18 protein-coding genes are annotated in these 19,608 nt (G+C 43.9%); 10 read left to right on the forward strand and 8 right to left on the reverse strand.

Annotation, left to right across the window (positions count from 1 at the left end; all coding sequences use genetic code 11):
• Positions 1–2: 2 nt before the first annotated feature.
• On the reverse strand, positions 3–1,043 hold the full coding sequence (locus ACXAER_RS13170; RefSeq protein WP_474829868.1) for a serine/threonine dehydratase: 1,041 nt from the start codon (positions 1,041–1,043) through the stop codon (positions 3–5).
• A gap of 195 nt (positions 1,044–1,238) precedes the next feature.
• Between ACXAER_RS13170 and ACXAER_RS13175 the strand changes: the two genes are divergently transcribed.
• Positions 1,239–4,217 carry a putative bifunctional diguanylate cyclase/phosphodiesterase gene (locus ACXAER_RS13175; protein ID WP_474829870.1) on the forward strand — a complete coding sequence of 993 codons (2,979 nt, stop codon included), beginning with the start codon at positions 1,239–1,241 and terminating at the stop codon, positions 4,215–4,217.
• A gap of 11 nt (positions 4,218–4,228) precedes the next feature.
• Positions 4,229–4,603, forward strand: a complete 375-nt coding sequence (locus tag ACXAER_RS13180; RefSeq protein ID WP_474829872.1) for a PH domain-containing protein — start codon at positions 4,229–4,231, stop codon at positions 4,601–4,603.
• Positions 4,604–4,689: 86 nt separating this feature from the next.
• On the opposite strand, the gene ACXAER_RS13185 is transcribed toward ACXAER_RS13180, so the two are convergent.
• Positions 4,690–6,903: a S9 family peptidase gene (locus ACXAER_RS13185; protein ID WP_474829874.1), complete on the reverse strand. Its 2,214-nt coding sequence runs from the start codon at positions 6,901–6,903 to the stop codon at positions 4,690–4,692.
• Between the two features lie 70 nt (positions 6,904–6,973).
• Between ACXAER_RS13185 and ACXAER_RS13190 the strand changes: the two genes are divergently transcribed.
• From ACXAER_RS13190 to ACXAER_RS13205, 4 genes are all read left to right on the forward strand, one after another.
• Positions 6,974–7,597 (forward strand): NAD(P)H-binding protein, encoded by a 624-nt coding sequence (locus ACXAER_RS13190; protein WP_474829876.1) that lies wholly within the window; start codon positions 6,974–6,976, stop codon positions 7,595–7,597.
• A 153-nt stretch (positions 7,598–7,750) separates the two neighbouring features.
• Positions 7,751–8,647: a tRNA1(Val) (adenine(37)-N6)-methyltransferase gene (locus tag ACXAER_RS13195; RefSeq protein WP_474830577.1), complete on the forward strand. Its 897-nt coding sequence runs from the start codon at positions 7,751–7,753 to the stop codon at positions 8,645–8,647.
• A gap of 13 nt (positions 8,648–8,660) precedes the next feature.
• Positions 8,661–9,167, forward strand: coding sequence for a YgjV family protein (locus ACXAER_RS13200; protein WP_474829878.1), 507 nt, complete (start codon positions 8,661–8,663; stop codon positions 9,165–9,167).
• 150 nt (positions 9,168–9,317) lie between these two features.
• Positions 9,318–9,494 carry a hypothetical protein gene (locus ACXAER_RS13205; RefSeq protein ID WP_474829880.1) on the forward strand — a complete coding sequence of 59 codons (177 nt, stop codon included), beginning with the start codon at positions 9,318–9,320 and terminating at the stop codon, positions 9,492–9,494.
• 128 nt (positions 9,495–9,622) lie between these two features.
• Here the strand turns inward: ACXAER_RS13205 and ACXAER_RS13210 are convergent, their stop codons facing one another.
• The 4 genes from ACXAER_RS13210 to ACXAER_RS13225 form a co-directional block, all read right to left on the reverse strand.
• The gene (locus ACXAER_RS13210) at positions 9,623–10,033 is read right to left on the reverse strand and encodes an ExbD/TolR family protein (RefSeq protein WP_014950746.1); all 411 of its coding nucleotides are present in this window, start codon (positions 10,031–10,033) and stop codon (positions 9,623–9,625) included.
• A 142-nt stretch (positions 10,034–10,175) separates the two neighbouring features.
• Positions 10,176–10,964 (reverse strand): CLCA_X family protein, encoded by a 789-nt coding sequence (locus ACXAER_RS13215; RefSeq protein WP_474829883.1) that lies wholly within the window; start codon positions 10,962–10,964, stop codon positions 10,176–10,178.
• A gap of 26 nt (positions 10,965–10,990) precedes the next feature.
• Positions 10,991–11,527, reverse strand: coding sequence for a flavodoxin FldB (gene fldB / locus ACXAER_RS13220; protein ID WP_474829886.1), 537 nt, complete (start codon positions 11,525–11,527; stop codon positions 10,991–10,993).
• 17 nt (positions 11,528–11,544) lie between these two features.
• Positions 11,545–13,410 (reverse strand): metallophosphoesterase family protein, encoded by a 1,866-nt coding sequence (locus ACXAER_RS13225; protein WP_474829888.1) that lies wholly within the window; start codon positions 13,408–13,410, stop codon positions 11,545–11,547.
• Between the two features lie 248 nt (positions 13,411–13,658).
• Between ACXAER_RS13225 and ACXAER_RS13230 the strand changes: the two genes are divergently transcribed.
• A complete protein-coding gene (locus ACXAER_RS13230) occupies positions 13,659–14,780 on the forward strand; it encodes a hypothetical protein (RefSeq protein ID WP_474829890.1) in 1,122 nt (373 codons plus the stop codon).
• A 104-nt stretch (positions 14,781–14,884) separates the two neighbouring features.
• Here ACXAER_RS13230 and msrA read toward each other — a convergent pair whose 3' ends face one another.
• Positions 14,885–15,430, reverse strand: a complete 546-nt coding sequence (msrA, locus tag ACXAER_RS13235) for a peptide-methionine (S)-S-oxide reductase MsrA (protein WP_474829892.1) — start codon at positions 15,428–15,430, stop codon at positions 14,885–14,887.
• Between the two features lie 258 nt (positions 15,431–15,688).
• On the opposite strand from msrA, the gene ACXAER_RS13240 reads away from it, so the two are divergent.
• From ACXAER_RS13240 to ACXAER_RS13250, 3 genes are all read left to right on the forward strand, one after another.
• Positions 15,689–16,084, forward strand: a complete 396-nt coding sequence (locus ACXAER_RS13240) for a thiol-disulfide oxidoreductase DCC family protein (RefSeq protein WP_474829894.1) — start codon at positions 15,689–15,691, stop codon at positions 16,082–16,084.
• Positions 16,074–16,799 carry an SDR family NAD(P)-dependent oxidoreductase gene (locus ACXAER_RS13245; protein ID WP_474829896.1) on the forward strand — a complete coding sequence of 242 codons (726 nt, stop codon included), beginning with the start codon at positions 16,074–16,076 and terminating at the stop codon, positions 16,797–16,799. The genes ACXAER_RS13240 and ACXAER_RS13245 overlap by 11 nt, the downstream gene beginning before the upstream one ends.
• 328 nt (positions 16,800–17,127) lie before the next feature.
• Positions 17,128–18,549, forward strand: coding sequence for a sodium-dependent transporter (locus tag ACXAER_RS13250; RefSeq protein ID WP_474829898.1), 1,422 nt, complete (start codon positions 17,128–17,130; stop codon positions 18,547–18,549).
• Between the two features lie 201 nt (positions 18,550–18,750).
• Here the strand turns inward: ACXAER_RS13250 and ACXAER_RS13255 are convergent, their stop codons facing one another.
• Entirely contained in the window at positions 18,751–19,563 is an 813-nt protein-coding gene (locus tag ACXAER_RS13255) for an NAD-dependent epimerase/dehydratase family protein (protein ID WP_474829900.1), read from the reverse strand.
• Positions 19,564–19,608: the final 45 nt, after the last annotated feature.

The following is a 19,608-nucleotide window of genomic DNA, read 5'->3' on the forward strand; positions in this document are numbered from 1 at the left end:
CGCTATGCCTCGACACGCTCGGTGTCTTCAAATTCGTCTTCGTCATCAAGGTCAAGAATGGGAGGCTGCAGCAAAAAATCTCTCTCCCAAATCTTAGCCATACTCGACTGGCTAATGTTGCCACCACTCAATATAACAAGAGCGGTTTGCCCAGGTGGAGTGTTGGCAGCCCAAGCCGCTACTGCAGCCATGGTCATCGCGCACGTGGGCTCAATATGAAGCTTTAGTAAATGATGTAGCCATTGGGTCCAATAAGCAATTTGTAGCTCATCCACTTCGTAGAAATCATCTATTTCTTGCATTATAGGAAACGTTACATCGCCAACAGAGGGCGTGGCTGCACCGTCTGCTAGGGTATTTGGAGCATAGTCTAAAGCAATGATCTCACCAGCTTGCAACGACATAGAGGCATCATTCGCTTCGGCGGGCTCAGCGCCAATGACCAATGCATTTGGCTGTAGTGCGCGAGTTGCCAGTAATGAGCCCGACAATAACCCTCCGCCACCACACGGCGCAAAGACAGCATCCACCTCACCAATTTCGTTAAGCGCTTCTAACGTTGCCGTGCCTTGCCCCGCCACGATATCCTCATGATTGAACGGCGGTATCCATACTGTGTCTGGTGCTTTTGATGCTTGCTCGACAGCCTCATCTGCTTCTGGACGGGTAGGAAATAGTTTTAATTCAGCACCATAGCTTTGCGTAGCAGCAGCTTTAATCGGCGAAATGGTCTCGCTCGCGAAAATAGTGGCTTTGATACCAAAGTGAGACGCTGCATAGGCTACTGCCTGAGCATGATTTCCAGAACTATTGGCGACCACATGCTTCGGTAAACGACCCTCCTCTTTCAACCGGGCTAAAAAATTCATAGCGCCGCGAATTTTGAATGCCCCGATGGTCTGTAAGCACTCCGCTTTAAACAGAATGCGGTTGCCCATCCATTTGTTGAGCAACGAAGATTCAACTATCGGCGTTTTCTTTACGTCGCCTTTTATACGTTCATAGGCTTGTTTAATGTCTTCGAAATTTGGAGAAATACTCATTAAGTAACGCTCTTTTCATTTTGGTTTTTTTGTGGGGTAGCGCCGACAAGGGCCTTTACGCACTAAAAGGAAATCGGAAGCCTTACAGTGCCAGATACTATTAGATAACGCCAGAGCCTATACCACATAAGACAATTCATATTTATTTAATAATTCTACTTTAGTATACCGGCGCTAGTTACCGGAGACAGGCACATGTTAAGCAAACACAACCATCGTATTTACGCCTTACCTACGGTTTTGTTTCTTTTTCTCACCTTTTTATTTGTTTCTGCTGGTGTTTTTATTCAAAACGATGAACGCGCAGCACGTATTTCTAAAGCGCAGTCGGTTGCCGAGCAGGTAAAAATTAGTCTTGAAGTTTTCTCAAGCGAACGTATTCAAGCGCTGCACAACCTTATGCAAAACTGGCCCACCTTCGAGCCAAACCAAGTAGACTGGTTTAACGCGCAGGCCCTGTCATTGATGGGTATGCAGCGTGGTTTTTCATCGCTAGTGTTTGTTGATGCTGATGGGAAGATAGCGTGGGTGGCAACGCCATCTTCCGGCATTAAAACCCGCATAGACAACAGCTTAGTTGGTAAGCCTATGGAAGCGTTAGGCTTGAACATATCGCGTTTTTCTGAGGACTTGGAAAGCACGCTTATGTATTCAGATACTGCTAAACACCACTTTATCATTATGGGGAGATCGATAAGCCCTCAGGAGCCTGAGCATGGCTTTCTAGTGGCGAGTTTTGATATACAAACTATTCTAGGCGTGATGTTAGGCGAGTTAGTGGGGCCGCAGTTTAATTTTCAGCTCAAAGCCGACAATCAAACCTTATTTCAAAGCGGAAAATTAGTGCAAGATGGCACTATTGTGCCGCTTGCACCGTTTACATTTCTAGAGCGGGACTTCCTTCTTACCATGCAGTCCCAGCTTAGCCCTTACAACGCAGGGCTTTTGATTATGCTAACGGGCTTATTAATGTCAGCGCTGGTTAGCTATGTACTGCACAAGCAGCTTAAAGGAGCGGTTAATCTATCCGTTAGCCATCAACGTTATCTTACCGCTAGCGAAGCATCTCTTGACGCGCTACTTATCTATCAACCAATAGATGATGACTTTTCTTTAGTTGAAGCAAACTCATATAGCCGCTATCTATTTCGCGGTGCTTGTGATGTATTACGGTCTATGAGCTTAGCCGAGCAAACACGCTATTTAGGCTTAAGTGATGAATTTAAGAATGCTAAAAACGTGTCTGAACACGGTGTACCTTATGAAGCCCACCTTGCCATTCACAGCGATAAGATTGCGCCACAATGGATAAAAGTTCAGGTGGTAAAAGCAGGTGATAATATAGCAGTCACCGTAAGAGATGTGACCGAACGTTTTCGCGCCCAGCACGATTTAAAGCGTAGCGAAGAAAAGTATCGTCGCTTAGTTGATGGCATGCACCGTCACTTTGTTTACACCAAAACTGTCGAGCATAACTTTATGTATGTGAGCGCGGGTATTGAAAAAATTTTAGGGTTTAGCGCCGAAGACTTCTGTGCGAACGAGTCGAAATACGTACGCCAAGTACCTGACGAGACCTTTGAAATACGCCAAACCATTGCCCGTGGCGAAAAGCCCGAGCCTTATGTTGTGCATTATCAAGGCAAAGTAGGGGAGCCGTTAGCGATTGAATTTTCAGATACCCCCATCGTTGACGAACAAGGATTGTTGATTGCGGTTGAAGGCATAGCACGCGATGTGACGAAAGAGCTAGCGCTACAGGAAGAAGTGTATTTTCAAGCCAATCATGACCAGTTAACCGGGTTGTTTAATCGCTACGCATTTGATGAAAAATTGCGAGAGATCCTTGATGAAACGCACAAAGAAGCTGTTCAGCACAGTAGTCGAGAGGCGTTAAACCAAGATGGTTTTGAAAACGTGGCTGACATTCATTTGCCCCGCGCTTACCACAAACAAAGCGTGATGTGCTTTATCGATATGGATAGGTTCAAATTAGTAAACGACAGCTGTGGTCACCCAGCCGGCGACAAGCTGCTTAAGGAGATTTCGACCATATTTAGGCAGTACGTTAATGGACACGACCTGCTCGCCCGAATAGGTGGCGACGAGTTCTGCATTATATTTCGCAATCAAAGTTTGGATGAGGTAACAAACCGCCTAGACAAGCTATTGGTAGCGATTTCCAATTACCGTTTTGTATATGACGACAAGTTGTTTTTTGTGGGGGCAAGCATTGGCGTTATCGAAATAAACGAGAGCACACAAAGCGCGGAAGCGTTAATTAAAGCTGCTGACAATGCGTGTTACAAAGCCAAGCACCTAGGCCGAAACCGTTACTTTGTATTCCATGATAACGACTCGCAAATGGCCATTGACGACAGCGAAAATCAGGTTCTACATGCTTTGCACTACGCGTTACAAAACGATGGTTTTGAGTTGTATAGCCAAGCTATTATGCCACTTAACGTGCCTAGCCAAGAACAGGCCGCCCAATTACAGCATTACGAAATTCTGCTGCGTCTAAACGCCAAAGACAGCGGCCTTATCAGTCCGGGATTATTTATCCCGTTAGCTGAGCGCCACGGATTAATGAACAAAGTGGATATGTGGGTGGTAGATAACACCCTTAAAACTCTTGAGAGTAATCCAGCTCATATTGATAACGTTGGCAAAGTTGCGATTAATTTATCGGGTATTACATTGGGCGATGAAATGGCGCTTCATAATATTACCAAGCGCATGCAAAGTACCTCTGTACCTGCAGAGAAAATTTGTTTTGAGATTACAGAAACAACGGCGGTAACTAATTTAAGTGCCGCTAAACACTTTATATCCACGCTGCGCGATTTAGGTTGTAGCTTTGCCTTAGATGATTTTGGTGCAGGTATGTCGTCGTTTACTTACCTTAAGCACCTTGACGTAGATTACGTGAAGATTGATGGCTCCTTTGTGCGAAACATTGTTCACGATCCAATTGATCATGCTACAGTTACTGCAATTAATAATATTGCGCACAGTATGGGTAAACAAACGGTAGCTGAGTTTGTGGTCGATAACGCGACCGCAGAGGTCTTACGAGAGCTTAAAGTCGACTATGGTCAAGGCTTTGCTTTAGATAAACCCAAGCCACTGGCGCATAGAGTTCAATGGCGAGTTAAACTTGCCTCTGCCTAAAGGAAATGATTATGGGGTTATTTGATACCATTATGGGTAATGCAAGCGAGACGAGCGCTTCAGATGTTCAAGAAGAGCTTACGCCTATACTCGCTACTAATGAGACCGTTACCTCTGCGTTTAAATTAGTGCGCGACCTAAGTGTATTCACGAACAAGCGCCTAATTCTAATTGATAAGCAAGGCCTTACCGGGCGCAAAGTGAACTATCACTCAATACCTTACAAATCTATTACCCAGTTTATCGTTGAGACAGCAGGGCATTTTGATACTGATGCAGAGCTTAAAATTTGGTTGTCGGGTAAAGCCGACCCTGTTGAAATTGAGTTGAGTGCATCGTCTGCTCAGGCGGTACAGCAAAACCTAGCAACCCAGATGTTTAGCTAGTAACAATCAAAAAGACCAAATAAAAAAGCGATGCTTTCACAAGCATCGCTTTTTGTTTATTACAACTTGCCTAGGCCCTAACCCGATTAGTCTTTCAAGTTACGGTTAAAGAAGTTAGTAATCGTTTTGTATAAGTGAATGCCCGTTTGCTTACCACGAATACTGTGCTTCTTACCTGGGTAATCCATGGTTTCAAATGGAATCGCCAAATCTTGAAGGTGCTTGTATAGCATGGTCGAGTGCGTAAACAATACGTTGTCATCTGCCATGCCGTGGTAAATCAAAAGGTCGCCTTTCAAGTCTTTTGCGTAAGGGAATACTGAAGATGCTGTGTAGGCATCATCATCTGTATTAGGGTTACCCATATAGCGCTCGGTGTAATGGGTATCGTACAAACGCCAGTCGGTTACCGGCGCACCTGACACACCCGCTGCAAAATAATCGCCTGCTTTGAACATGGTCATTAGCGTCATGTAGCCGCCATAGCTGTGGCCATGAACACCAATACGCTCAGCATCAACGAAAGGAAGTGTACGTAAGAACTCTACACCTGCAACCTGATCGTCCACTTCAATAAAGCCCATTTTTTTATAAATAGGATCTTCAAAGCTTTTACCACGATAATTAGAGCCACGGTTATCTAACGTGAATACTACGTAACCTTGGTCAACCCAGTGTTGGAACAGCAAACCACGGTTACCCGCCCAGCTGTTTGTTACCACTTGTGCGTGTGGACCGCCGTAAAGGTAAACAATAACAGGGTGCTTCTGTTTAGGGTTTTGCTTAGCGCTGTCTGGCGTGTAGATGCGATACTTAAGCGTTGCGCCATCCTTAGTGGTAATGTCACCAAACTCAGGTGCCGTCCAGCTATCCATGTAAGCGTGCAGAGGATGACCTTCTTCAACTTTGTTTTCTTCAAGCCAAGTAATTCGCTCGCCGTTTGCACTGTTTAAGCTTACCTGTGCAGGGGAATTGATAGTTGAAAAACGGTCAATAAAAATTGAAGCATCTTTGCTAAACGCAGCACTATGATACGCGCCTAACTCAGTTACGCGTGAAATCTCGCCGCCATCTAAAGGTACGCTGTAAACATGGCTTTCAAGTGGCGTATCTTTGCGGCCAGAGAAGTACAAACGGTTGTTTGCGGTATCAATAGCTTCAACACTGTCAACAACCCAATCACCTTTGGTTAATTGCTTAACTAACTTGCCGTTGTTGTCGAAAAGGTAAAGGTGTTTATATCCATCGCGCTCAGACGCCCAGATAAACTTGCCTTTTTCTTTCAAGAAATAAAGGTCGTCGTGCAGATTTACCCAGGTATTACTTGTTTCTGTAAGCAGTACGTTTTCTTTTTTACTGTTAAGGTCGAACGCGCGAAGCTCTAAGGTTTGCTGATCCCGTGTTTGCCATTGGTAAGTAAAGGTAGTGCTGTTTGGCATCCACTTACCGCGAGCAAAATAAATGTCTTTATCTTCACCTAAGTCAACCCAGGTACGGTCGCCAGAACTGATGTCTTGAATAGCAAGTTCCACCAACACGTTCGGCGTGCCTGCCTTAGGATACTTTTGTTCGATAAGTTTGATATCGTCAGCATAAATTTCAGAGCGGGTGATCACGTCTACTGGGCTTTCATCCACCTTGGTAAACGCAATCTTAGTTTCATCAGGCGACCACCAATATCCAGTCATGCGGCCCATTTCTTCTTGCGCCACAAACTCCGCCATACCAAACTTTATGTTGCCGCCGCCTTCTTTGGTAATGGCGGTTTCTTTACCTGATTCAATGTGTTTCACATATAGGTTCTGGTCGCGAATAAACGAGATGTAGTTACCTTTTGGTGATAATTTAATGTCAGTTTCAAAAGCGTCAGTATCAAGTAACTGTTTTGCGCCTTTTTCACCCAGCTTGTGATAGAAAACGTCTCCTCCTAGCGGGAATAATAATGCTTTACCATCGTCTGACCATTGGTAGCTAACGATGCCGCTACCAGATAAACGCATACGCTCTCGTCGCGCTTTTTCTTCATCAGAAAGCACTTCTTCGCCGCTTTGTAGGTCGTTTGAGTCGAACAGCATGCGAGTTTGACCGCTTTCAATATGGTATTCCCATAGATCTAGGCGTTCGTAGTCAGTTTGTTTGCCTTTAAGAAATGTAACGCGTTGACCGTCTGGGGATACTTTCAATGAACGGGGTGCATTGCCATCAAGTGAAGGAGAAGAGAAAATGCGCTCAATAGTGAGCGTTTCAGCGTTTAAAGCAGTAGAGAGCATAGCGGCTCCAATTAAAAGGGCTTTTTTCATTTTTATCTGCATATTTGACTGTCGAAGGTTTGATTGTAGTTATATCAATTTATGATACAAGGTGCGACGTATGAAATCCGCAATGGTGCTAGGAGCGACAGGTTTAGTAGGACGAACGCTTGTAAATATGCTGTTACAGGACAGACGGTACAATGAAGTAACCTGCTTAGTCAGAAAACCGCTTTCCTCTAGCATGTTTAACGACCCACACAATAGGCTTAAGCCTGTGGTTATCGACTTTGACAACCTGCAAGACTACCAAGGTTACTTCAGCGTAAACCATGTTTACTGCTGCCTAGGGACCACGCTTAAAAAAGCGGGGTCTAAACAAGCCTTTCGCCGTGTGGATTTTGAGTTTGTGCACGTCGCTGCCCAGCTTACTCGTGCTCAACGAGCTGACAGCTTTGTGTGGATATCTTCGGTTGGCGCTGATGCTAAAAGCAGTAACTTTTATTTGCGGGTGAAAGGAGAATTAGAGAACGCCATTATGCGCATGCCGCAATTACCCCACGCCTCGGCAGTTCGCCCTTCATTGTTACTTGGCGATAGGGATGAATCACGGACATTAGAAGATATAGCGCAGAAAACCGCGCCCATCTGGCAAAGCATAATGAAAGGCCCGTTAAAAAAGTACCGACCTGTTCATGCCGTGGATGTGGCCAGAAATATGATGTCGCTTCAGCGCTGGAAATAGACCCGGGGGATGAGCGTGTACAATATATGTCACCAGCTTAACGTGAAGCGCAACCGAACTTGGTATAGAATGCGCGCCTTTTAATGCACCAGGTAATATGACTTCCCCATGTTCCGCTGTAAACAATTCACCGTAGCGCAAGATAAATGCGCCATGAAAGTGAACACCGACAGCCTAATTTTAGGCAGTTGGGCGCAGCTTCGCGCAAACCTTGGCCATGCTCCACGTATTTTGGATATTGGAACCGGCAGTGGCATTTTAGCACTGATGATGGCCCAAAAAGCCGAAAGCTTTTATCCGCTAAGTTGCAGTGAACGTGAGTTAGATAGCTGCGGCGCTGATAGTTTAAGTGCGGACAGCACAGAGAAAGAGAAAGCAAAGAAAGAAAGTACAAGTAGCTTTGTTTCATCAGGGAAAAGCCTGTTAAGTCATAACTATGATGCAGCTCGAATCGATGCTATCGAAATTGATAAGGATGCAGCGGCGCAGGCAGCAATTAACTTTGAAAATTCAAAGTGGGCAGGGCAGCTACGTATCCGAAACTGCGACTTGGCGGGGTTTGAACCAGCCTATTTGTATGACACCATTATTTCCAACCCGCCGTATTTCGAATCGCCAGCGAAACTTTCTAATGCCTACAGTAAGCAAAGCCACAATCGTTCAGTAGCAAGACAAACATCTACATTAAGCCCTGATGAGCTTTTTAACGCTAGCAGTGCATTATTGATGGAAAGTGGACAAATGTACTGTGTGTACCCTACGTCGATGGCAGCTGACATTATCAAAACCGCTGCTGGTTATGGCTTATTGTTGGAAGCGATGCTTTATGTAAAGCATACATCGGACAAAGACCCATACCTTTGTGGATTTCGCTTTAACAAAGTAATTGAGAATGCTAGCGGTGAACATGCAGATTGCATTGCGTATGCAGAGCGCCAGCTTTTCATTACAAAAGTCGCAAGTGAAAATGCGCTGATTATTAGAGACCGCGAGGGTAATTACACAAATGAATACAAAGCCCTCTGTCAGCCTTATTACCTTAAATTTTAATGAGCTAATATAAATGAATATAGTTGCAGAAGGCTTTGGCGCCATAGCCGTTGTTTTAAATTTTATTGGGTATCGCCAAACCAACGTAGACAGGTATTTGCTTATTTCTGCATTTGCCTTGAGTGCACTCAGCGTTCACTTTTTTATGTTGGATGCCATGGCAGCTGGCATTGGAACACTGCTAGCCAGCGTTCGTAACTTTATTGCTATTAAACATAGAAGCAATACCATTTTATTTTTCTTTGTTGCGGTGAATGTAGGCTTTCTCGCTTATGAGTGGTTTGTATTAGATCACAGCTGGATAATTTTCATCGCCTATGCGTCGTCACTTATTTTCACAGTGGGGTCGCTGGTTATTCGAGATGTGAGAACCATTCGCAAAGTATTTATCGTCGCAGAGGGGCTGGGGCTTGTTTATGCTATTCTAGTGGGAAGCCTATTTGGTACCGTATTTAACGTGAGTAATTTGTTTAGCATATTCAGTAAAATTCGCGCGGTAAAGAATAGCAGCGTAGAATAAAAAACTTTAGACACTTTGGCGAAAAACTAAAGTTGAATAGAAAAAATTATCCGTTAAAGTATTATATTCCAAAACTAAGTATAACTTTGGCAACTTTTATTGGCCATCGGTGGTAATACAATTATTGCGCAGTGATAAGGAGTGTTAGCAATGAAGTTAGTCAAAAATTCACCTCAGTCAGAGTGCTTTTCAGATCTAGAGAAAATTTTTCAAAACGCGATAGATGCAGGTGCGCCTCTGAACGTACTTCAGCAAGCAAAGCTATTTCGTCAAAAAAAATCTACAAACGTTTCGTTAAAGTTAATTGAGAACGTTGACGTTCAATAATGATGCAATATGGATTAGACGAGTAGCCTTAAATTAAGTGTCAACGCTGTTCAGGTCATGTTACACAAAAACAAAAAAGCCACCCGAAGGTGGCTTTTTTTATGCTTTATTTTTGATTAATAGAACGTTTAACTGCTCTTTTTAACCAAAACAGATACTTTGTCGATACCAGCAATTTTAACTTGGTTCATTACTTCAACAACCGTTCCATGCTCGCTGTCTTCGTGAGCTTGGATTGCAGCTGAATCCGTGTTGTTTTCTGCAAGGTATGTTTGCGTGTTTGCAACTACACGACGAATATCAACCTCACGGCCACCCATCATGATAGTGCCATCGGCATCAATACGAATTGATAGCGCTTTAGAAGGCTTGTCGTTTTTCGCTTGATTATCCTCTGGACGGTTTACGTCTAAACCTTTCTCTTTCACGAACGAGGTCGTTACGATGAAGAAAATCAACATGATGAACACGATGTCCAACATGGGGGTCATATCAATCTGAGCCTCGTCTTCAGCCGAGGTATGCTTCTTTCTTTTCATCTCGTCTTCTTTCTTCTGTTACGTTCGAGCCATTTAGTATACTGCTTGTTACAAAAATATACAGACTTTTGTATAAAAACAGTGTGCTCATTAACACTTGTTGTTGAAAAAATACTCAGTTTCACAGTAATAAAACAACAAACTAGGTTTGTTTGCGTGAAATAGCGACACCTAATTGGTAAAAATACAACATCAATGCCTGATTGAGTGATGTACGCAAGTTACCATGAGGATAAATGCCAAGTCTAGCTTCCGTTGATTTTTTTGTGCCTTGCACCAAAAACGCATTTTTGATCTCGTGATCTTGAATGCAGGCCTCAAATGCACGGGCAGCCATCTCCTGAGGCATCGCATAATAATACATTTTTAGCGCGCGATCAGCCTCTACGGATCGCACAAAGTACTCATTTGGCCTTTTTTGATCATTTAAAAACAATAACGAAAAACAATCGCTCAATTTTTGATTCAATGGGTGGTTGTTCATAGGCGCGTTGTCAAGCCAGGCCTGTGTGGCAAAGCTACCGGCGGCAATACCGTCGAACATGCGCGGCGCTATATAATGATCGAAGGCGTGAAACCACTCGTGAGCTAACGCCCCGGCTCCTGCATTTTTTGCTAGCGCAAGCTGTCTTTTCGCACTGTTGTAGTGGGCACTGCTGTGTTTTTGACCGCCACTGCCAAATGCCAGTGACAGGGAGCCGTTTAACGATAACACCTGTTCATTGATATTTAAGATCGCCACCAGATCGTAAAGTGCATCGAAAAAGAGGTTGGCAGCGATCTGTTGTTCTTCTGCTGTTACCCATCTACCCACAGTGATCGTAGCGAAATTAAACAGTTTGCGAATATCTTGAAATGAAACATCAGCGCCGTCCCTGTGGCTTGGGCCGTTGCGATAGAACTGCTGATGAATACGACCTTTATTTTCCAACGTTGATATCCAAGTGGATTAAATATTTATGCCATTGAGACCAGTAGCTGTTCACACCAAGCTTCAATTCGAGCATCGGTTTTGTCGTATTGGTTTTCATCATCAAGAGATAAACCTACGAACTTGGTTTTATCTTCGGTCAATGCTTTAGAGGCGGTAAAGTCGTAGCCTTCGTTGGGCCAGTACCCCACAATATTACAACCTGAAGGCATTATTGCATCGTGAAGCATGCCCAACGCATCTTGGAACCATTCACCGTAACCAAGTTGATCGCCAAGGCCGAATAGTGCAATGGTTTTACCTGCTAAATCTAAGCCGTGAACCTCTTCCCAGTGAGACTCCCAATCTTCTTGCAGCTCGCCGAAATCCCAAGTGGAGATACCAAATATAATAATGTCGTATTCGGCCGTGCGCGTTAGGTTAACGTCTTTAATGTTGTGAAGGTCAACAATATCTTCGTCAAAAAGGCTATTGAGCTGCGCTTGGATTTTTTCTGCTGCCATTTCGGTATAGCAGGTTGTTGAGCCGTAAAATAATCCGATGGACAGTGCGCTATCACTCATTAGATACCTCTTTTGAACTAATCGTCTTTGGAAGCTGGGAATTCTACCTCTTTACCGTTGCTCAACAAAGCTTTGCACTGAACATCGGTGTTTTTCTGTGAAATTTTTAATACACCAATGGCACAACCGTTGAATAATTCGCCATAACCCAAACTTGGCTCTCTCGCTTTTACCGACATATTTCGGCGTCTCGTGAAAAGGTTCAGCGGCGATTTGGAGCGATAAAGCACACGGTTTAATCTATCTAGCCATTTGATTAATCCATCCGGAAAGGCGTTTTTTAATCCGCTGCAGGTGAACTGGGTGATGTGAGGGCTGTTACGCCTAAAGCGCAGGCGTACATCGTATACAAAGGAATAGTGCACATCGCCAGATAGAATGATGAAATCGGGGGGCGTTTTGTAATGCCTGAATATATTTAATATAACATTCGCTGTGCCTTTGTGGGCCATCCAGTTCTCAGCGTCAACAGTAAGCGCCTTGCCAAAAAACGTAAACACCTTTTGAATGGCTTCGATAACCTTTACACCATAAATGGGAGCGGCAGAGACAACGATGACAGACTCTTTGCCGATTATAGAATGCTGAAAATCACACAGTGCTTCCCAGTCCATTAGCCCCGAGGGCTTATTCATATTAGATTCGGAGCGCCAGCGCTGTGTGCGGGTGTCTAAAACCTCAATAGGTGGTGTGGTATCTAAACGGTAATGCCACTGATCAAAATCCAACAGATCATCAATGATTTCATCGTGCGAGTTTAAACCACTTTCTCCCATCGATTCTTGTACTTTAGCAATTAATGGCGCTACTTTTTTAGGTGCATTTCCCCAGCCTTGGCAAAGCAAATAGCCAATGAGCGCATTGCCGATCATGCGTTTTGATAAAGGGTTGCCATAGACTTCTTGCTCCCAGCCCCGGGTTAAGTTCCAGTCGTCGGTAACATCGTGATCGTCAAAGATCATATAGGTAGGAATGTGTGCCAGGGCTCTACGTACCTGCGGTAGCTGTTTTACAAAGCCATTAAGCGCCTCGTATTCTTTATCGAAAATAGCGAGGTATTTTGGGGGGAGCCCCTCTTTATCTATATTGATATCAGCCCAAAGCGTGTCCGACCACACCAGCAAATACATTGCGATGATCTCTGCACTGCCAATTAAATGGTTTTGTGCATTTACCGATGTGAATACTGGTTTTTTCTTAGCGCCAAAGAATATTGAAGATAGTACTGTGTTGGTCGCTATTTGTGGAAGAAGCTGTTCACGTTCATAAAACCCAAATTCATGGGTTGCAAGTTCACTCGTGTTGCTCACCACTGCGCCCTCAAGCGCTTCGTGATAAAGACCTAAACGCTCTATCACACAGTGAATGGCTTTAAGCATAGGGCCAGCGACATCATCTGCGTAAATTTGATCCCCTGTCATCAACAAAAGATCAGGAAAGTTCTCACCCTCTTTAAACGCATTCTCATGAAGAACGTCAACCTGCGCGAGCGCATCATCGTCGTGAAAGTGGGGTTTGCGGCAAGAGCCGTGCAAAATAGTTTCAGGCGTTTCTGTGTAGTGAAAGCTTGGCGAAGTTTGACCATCGTAGAGTATTGCGCGCTGTTCTTTTTCCCATCTGGTTTGGGAAGACGAATCGTCAAATAACAGTTTATAGCTAATTCGTGCTCTGTCTTTAAAAGTATCAGCGGCGTAAAAAGAGATAAGATGGATGAAAGCATGAGAGCCTACGCGTACAGTTTCACTCTGACATTCACCCGCTATGGTCTGGTCACAGACCGACAGTTTCAGTTGTGGTGCTTCGGCGTCACTGGTGACTACCCATATATGGCTTTCAGTAGGCGTCACTTTTCTAACTATTGGCCCTGCTATGACTTGGGGCAATTGCTGCGTAGGAATGACTTTCTCCTTCAATACTTGATTTGATAGCTAAAACTTTTCTGCCTCAATACTAAGAAGCTTTACAATCTTTATCGTGTCTTTTACAAGCCACAAACGCAGTCGCTATGTAAATAACCGTTATAACCTTACTCTTTTTTGTGCGTAAACGGTATGCTCGATATACTCCCTTACAATTTTTTCAGTTTTATCTTTTGCTCTCGATATGCCGAGTCGAGAGAGGACTTCATTTTATGCTTAAATATTTATCCGCCACCGTTTTAACCGCCATGCTGGTCACCGCATGCAGCGAGCCCAAAGATGTCATTATCAGTTCAGAACCTACCGATTTGACAGAAACAACAGTAGGAAAGTGGATCCTTGATGAATCTGGAAAAGTTATGTTTGACCCCCAAACATCAGGGCTAGTGGTGCTAGACGGACAGCTAGTAACCATTGCTGATGCAAGTGCGGATGTTACGCAGCAGTTGAAGTTGCATACTATTTCGCCTGAAACAGCAACGCTCGTTGCCTCTAGTGAGCGCTTTTCATTCTCAAGGGAAGTGCGCCGAAGCTGCTTCTATAGTTACTTAAGCGAACAACCAGATTTAGAAGCGTTAGCGGTAGACCCTAGAGATGCTAATGTCATTTACACCGTCACAGAAGATGCAACCCGTACTGGTGCCTTAAGCCCTCGTTGTGAAACCAAGTACGAAGATACAGGCTCTACAGACTACCCAACCCTATTGGTCAAACTAACGCAAAAGGACAATGGTGATGTTGAAATGTCAGATGTGCGTCCACTTCAGTTTCCGAAAGGGTTCGAAGTAGGAAACTTCCCTAATGATGGTATTGAAGGCCTGACTATGGCGGAAGACGGCACTTTGTATTTGGCGCTTGAGAAAGATAAAGCTGGACAGCCAAGAATTTTTACATTGGCAGTTGATGAAGACTTTTTCTCATCGAGCGATTTTGCAACTGTGAGCGAACCAGACCTTCAGCTCCCTTCGTTTACCTCGGGTAATCACCCCTTAAATGGCTTGGCTTTATATACGCACTCAACAGGCGCATCGTATTTATTTGGCGCCGCAAGAAACGACAATGAATTGTGGGTAATTGATACCACTGGTAGCAAGCCAACAAAGCGCATTCCCATTATTTTTGATGTTGCCAGTGACCAGAATTGTAAACAGTACACAATGGATAATTCTTCAATGGAAGGGCTAGTCACTATTGATAGTACGCTATGGATCATTAACGATCCGTGGGAAAAGAATTACATGAAAAATGCGACTTGTGAGGCGCATGAAATGCGTTATGAAGATTTAGCGCCATTGTTGTTTTCGCTTAAAATCAATGACGCTTGGTTTGATTAGCGTCTATCTACTTACAATGTTCTTAAAACCGAAAAAGGGTTGCTACCAAGCAACCCTTTCGTTTTAAGCCAACCTGTAAACGTCGCTAAAAAAGCTGTCTTTACCTATGCATCGCTGCGAAGGCGAGAAGCAAAAGTCTTTTTAAATTTTGCAAGTTTAGGTGCAACTACCATAGAACAATACTGGTTCTGCGGATTATTTTTGAAATAATCCTGATGATAGTCTTCGGCGTCATAGTAGTTATTCAAGGCTACTACTTCAGTGACTACCGGGTCAGGCCAAATTTCTTCTTCTGTGATTTGTGCAATAATTTTTTCAGCTTCCGCTTTTTGTGCGTCGTCATGATAGAAGACGGCGCTGCGATACTGTGTACCCACATCATTACCCTGTCTATTTAGCTGAGTAGGGTTATGTAGCGCGAAGAAAATTTCTAATATTTCACGGTAGCTGATGTTGTCGGCATCAAAGGTTACTTGTACCACTTCTGCATGACCAGTGTTTCCCGTACATACCTCTTCATAGGTAGGATCGGCTTTTTCACCTCCAGCATAGCCAGAAATTGCTTTTTCTACACCTTCAACGCTATTAAACGCTGATTCGATACACCAAAAGCATCCGCCTGCCAACGTGGCTACTTGTAAATTTGCCATAATAAAACCTCTCATAATCTTTGCTTGTAGTGTGGGTGCGGGTAGGGCACAACACAAGTCATCCAAGCGTGTTTTTTTATCGTATAAACGAATATTAAATAAGAATAACGTGCGACGGCTTAAAACGGTTTTAAACTGGCCGCTACAAGAGTGCTGATAGTGCACGGCAAACGCGATGTATTTTTTGTTTTTCCATGTTTGCATGGGCGAGATCGTCTTTTAAGCGATAAGCGTCTTATGTAGCAGAGGTAGGTAGAAGTGATTATTTTTTACGATGGTTATTGCCCTTTGTGCATAGCCGAAATGCGTCATTTACGCAAAAGAGACAAGGATAACAAACTCACCCTGGTCGACATTCAGGCCCCTGATTTTGCAACTCGCTATCCAACCATGGATTGGCATGCGCTTAATGCCAGAATTCACGGGCTTCGCGATGATGGCACTTTAATTACTGGGCTTGATGTTACCCATGAAGCGTGGAAAGCAGTAGGTATGGGCTGGGTTTATGCTCCGCTTCGTTGGCCTGTTATCCGTTATGTGGCTGATGCTTTCTACAATGTATTCGCAAAACATAGATATACCATTTCTTACCTTTTAACAGGAAAAAAACGCCAGTGCGACCGCTGTGTACCGGGAGAGCCGAATGGAAAATAACGTACTTATAGTGGGCGCATCTGGTGGGATAGCGTCTGCGCTTATAGAGCAATATCGCAGTGCGGGCGCAAAAGTGTTTGCTGTAAGTCGTTCAGCTGCAACTGAAAGCAACAATTCAGAGAACGTCTCCTATCATCAAATTGCTGAACAGGATGATAAGCACATCAGCGAATTCGTTAAGCAACTTGCGAAGCAAGAGGTTGTGTTGGGTACAGTAGTTATAACCACCGGTTTTTTGCATAATGAAAGCGACGGTATTCACCCCGAAAAGCGCTTAGAAGATGTCAGTGAGGAAGCCCTGACTGCGTACTTCGCGACAAACAGCATTATTCCCGCTATATGGCTTAAGCATCTAGTCAACGTTATGAGTAAAGAAGGGTCCACCCTTGTTTGTCTAAGTGCGAGAGTAGGGAGCATATCAGACAACGGGCTTGGCGGATGGTATGGCTACCGTGCCTCGAAAGCCGCGCTCAATATGTTTATCAAAACAGCGTCGGTAGAGTACAAGCGCAGATTGAAAGATGTCATGCTGGTATGTTACCACCCAGGTACCGTTGATACTGGGCTGTCGAAGCCATTTCAAAAAAATGTAGCTGCTAAAAAACTCTTTACCCCGGAATTCACTGCAAAACAACTTATTCACCACCTTTCAGCGCTTAATCGGGACCAGACTTGCCATTTTATCGACTGGAATGGCGAAGTGGTAACTTGGTGATACGGCCTAACATCGTTTCAGTAAGTTCAACATCAAGACTTTTTATTTCACTGCTGTTACCATGCTATTTTGGGAATGGTGCAGCGTATTGATACGCCCATAGAGGCAGCAATACAACGCGTTGACGCCACACGTGAGTCATAACAATAAACGCCATCCTGATAATAAATAATATCAGTTCGCGCAGCTTGATATCGATGAGTATCAAGCGCAAACAAAAAGTACACATTATGAGTGCAAAAAGTATTTTCTCTATACAAGGCTTTTTGTATTTCACGATGGGTGATAAGCGAACTGTTATAACAATAACTCAACAAGAGGAAGGGATATGAGCGGGGCCAGAGAACAGTTCGGATCGCGCATAGGTTTTATATTGGCTGCTGCAGGCTCTGCAGTGGGCATTGGTAATTTGGTAGGTTTTCCAGTCGGTGCAGCTAAAAACGGCGGTGGTGCATTTCTTTTAATGTACGCTATTTTCGTTTTTGCCATTTGTTTACCGGTGATGCTGGCAGAAATGTCAGTGGGTCGCCATGCTAAAAAAGACCCGCTTGGTGCATACAGTGATATAAGCGGTAATGAAAAGAAATGGAAAGTCGCGGGGTGGCTCGCGATTGCCACGCCGTTTATGATTGCCGTTTTTTACATGGTTATTACCGTGTGGCTATTTGGTTATTTATTTGAAGCAGTAAGTGGGAATTTAGACAGACTAGCAGACCCCTCAACCTTTGGGGTGTTTATTAATTCAGAGTCTATCTTTGTCTACATGGCTGTTGTTGTTGGTGTGGTTTATCTTATCCTTCAAGGTGGTGTAAAAGAGGGGATAGAAAAAGCGGCGAAGCTGCTGATGCCCGCACTTTTTGTGATGCTCATCGGCCTTGTTGTTTTCGTATTGACCCGCGAAAATGCCATGGCAGGCGTAGAGTTTTATATTATTCCTGAATTTTCAAAAATTACAGCGGAAGTAGTGAACGGTGCGTTATCGCAAGCCTTTTTCTCATTGTCGTTAGGTATGGGTATTCTTATTACTTACGGTAGTTACATCGATAAACGTGCGGATGTACCAAGCGCTGCAAAGCTTGTTGCATTAACTGATACTGCAGTGGCGTTTACCGCAGGTTTAATGATTCTTCCTGCCATATTCTCTTTCAACCCAGATATTAACCCTGATGAGTTAAGTGAATCGTCTGTAGGTATGATTTTTACTTATCTGCCTAGTATCTTCCTAGCACTACAAGACTCTATTGGCTATATGGGCGCTTCGATTGTAGCCAGCTTGTTCTTCCTATTAGTATTCTTTGCAGCAATAACGTCTCTAGTGTCTATCTTTGAAGTACCTGTTGCGGCGCTTATGGATGAAAAAGGCGTAAGTCGTAAATGGGCTCTTGGTTCTTTGGGTAGCATTATGATTTTATTGGCTATCTTAAGTGCATTGTCGTTTGGTAAAGTTGATATGCTGACGTCATTTATGCACTATGCAGGCGCCGATAAATCGCTGTTTGACGTAATTTACGATGTATTCTACGAAACTATTTTGCCGTTAAACGGCCTGCTAATCTGCTTGTTCGTTATTTATCGCTGGAAGAGTGCTAATTTTAATGCTTCTTTGGAAGAAGGCAGCAGCGGCTATAAAGGCAGCTGGTTCGAAAAGTATGTGGATGTTTCGTTGAAGACGTTTATTCCGCTTATTCTACTTGTGATTTTTGTAAACACGGTGGCGGTAAAATACTTCGGGTTGAGCCTTTTTGGTTAATAAGGTTCACGACAAAAATTACTAAATTTATCGCACAATAGTAGTAAATTAAGATGAAAAACGGCAAGCGTGAAGCTTGCCGTTTTTGTTTTCAACGAATTTTTTTCACTCACTGTTCTTGAAAAGTTACTCGGTTAACACATTAGGTTAAACGCACTTCAACCCAAGAGAACTGTGTTAGAAAATGAGTCAATATAAGACTTAAAACATGCGGTAAGGGTCGCCATACTCTGGCGTAATGTTAAGCCTTTCCCAACTTTGTGTAGCGTCGATAACCTTGCCGCTAGGCTGAGCTTCTGTATCAGAAAAGTGTGGTGCGTCTATACCCAGAGCGTTAGCTGCATCTACATAATAAATACCGCGTTTAGGGTGAGATAAGCTACAAAGGTGTATAACGTCGTTTAGTGGCTTGTCGCAAATAATTGAGGTTAACGCAGATACAATGTCGTGCACATGGACAAGGTTTATTCGTTTATTTCCAGCATCCAACTGTCTTCCACTTAACGAACGGGCGGGATGACGGTCTGGACCTACTAAACCGGCTAGACGAATAATACTGATATCAACCTGACCTCGTTTAGACAACAAATAGTCTTCAATAGTAACGTGTGCCTTGGCCGAAGCTGTTTGCGGCTGTGTAGTGCTAACTTCGGTAACTACTTCGTTCGTGGCATCGCCATAAACTGATGTAGTACTGATAAAAACAATGTGCGCGACGCCTGCGCTTAGTGCAGCATCAATAAGTCGCACCATATTGTCAGTAAATGATTCGAGGTTGGTGTTTCTTCTACCTGGGGGAATATTTAGCAATAGGGTCGCGTTTGGTAGGTGGTTGCATAGCGCCGATGTATCATCGCCCAGTGCATATTCAATTGCGGTGATACCTTGTTCTTTTAACGCCAGGCGTTTCTGTTGGCTTCGAGTAGTGCCAATAATATTGACCTTGCCCGACAGTGCGTTGCCTACATAGCCGGCTAACCAGCCATAGCCACTAATTACTACATTCTGAGTCATCGATTAAATTCCCCTTTGTTTAGGGCTTAAGAGTACATCAATCGG

It is taken from the genome of Alteromonas sp. AWJ4_199 (genome assembly GCF_056159165.1).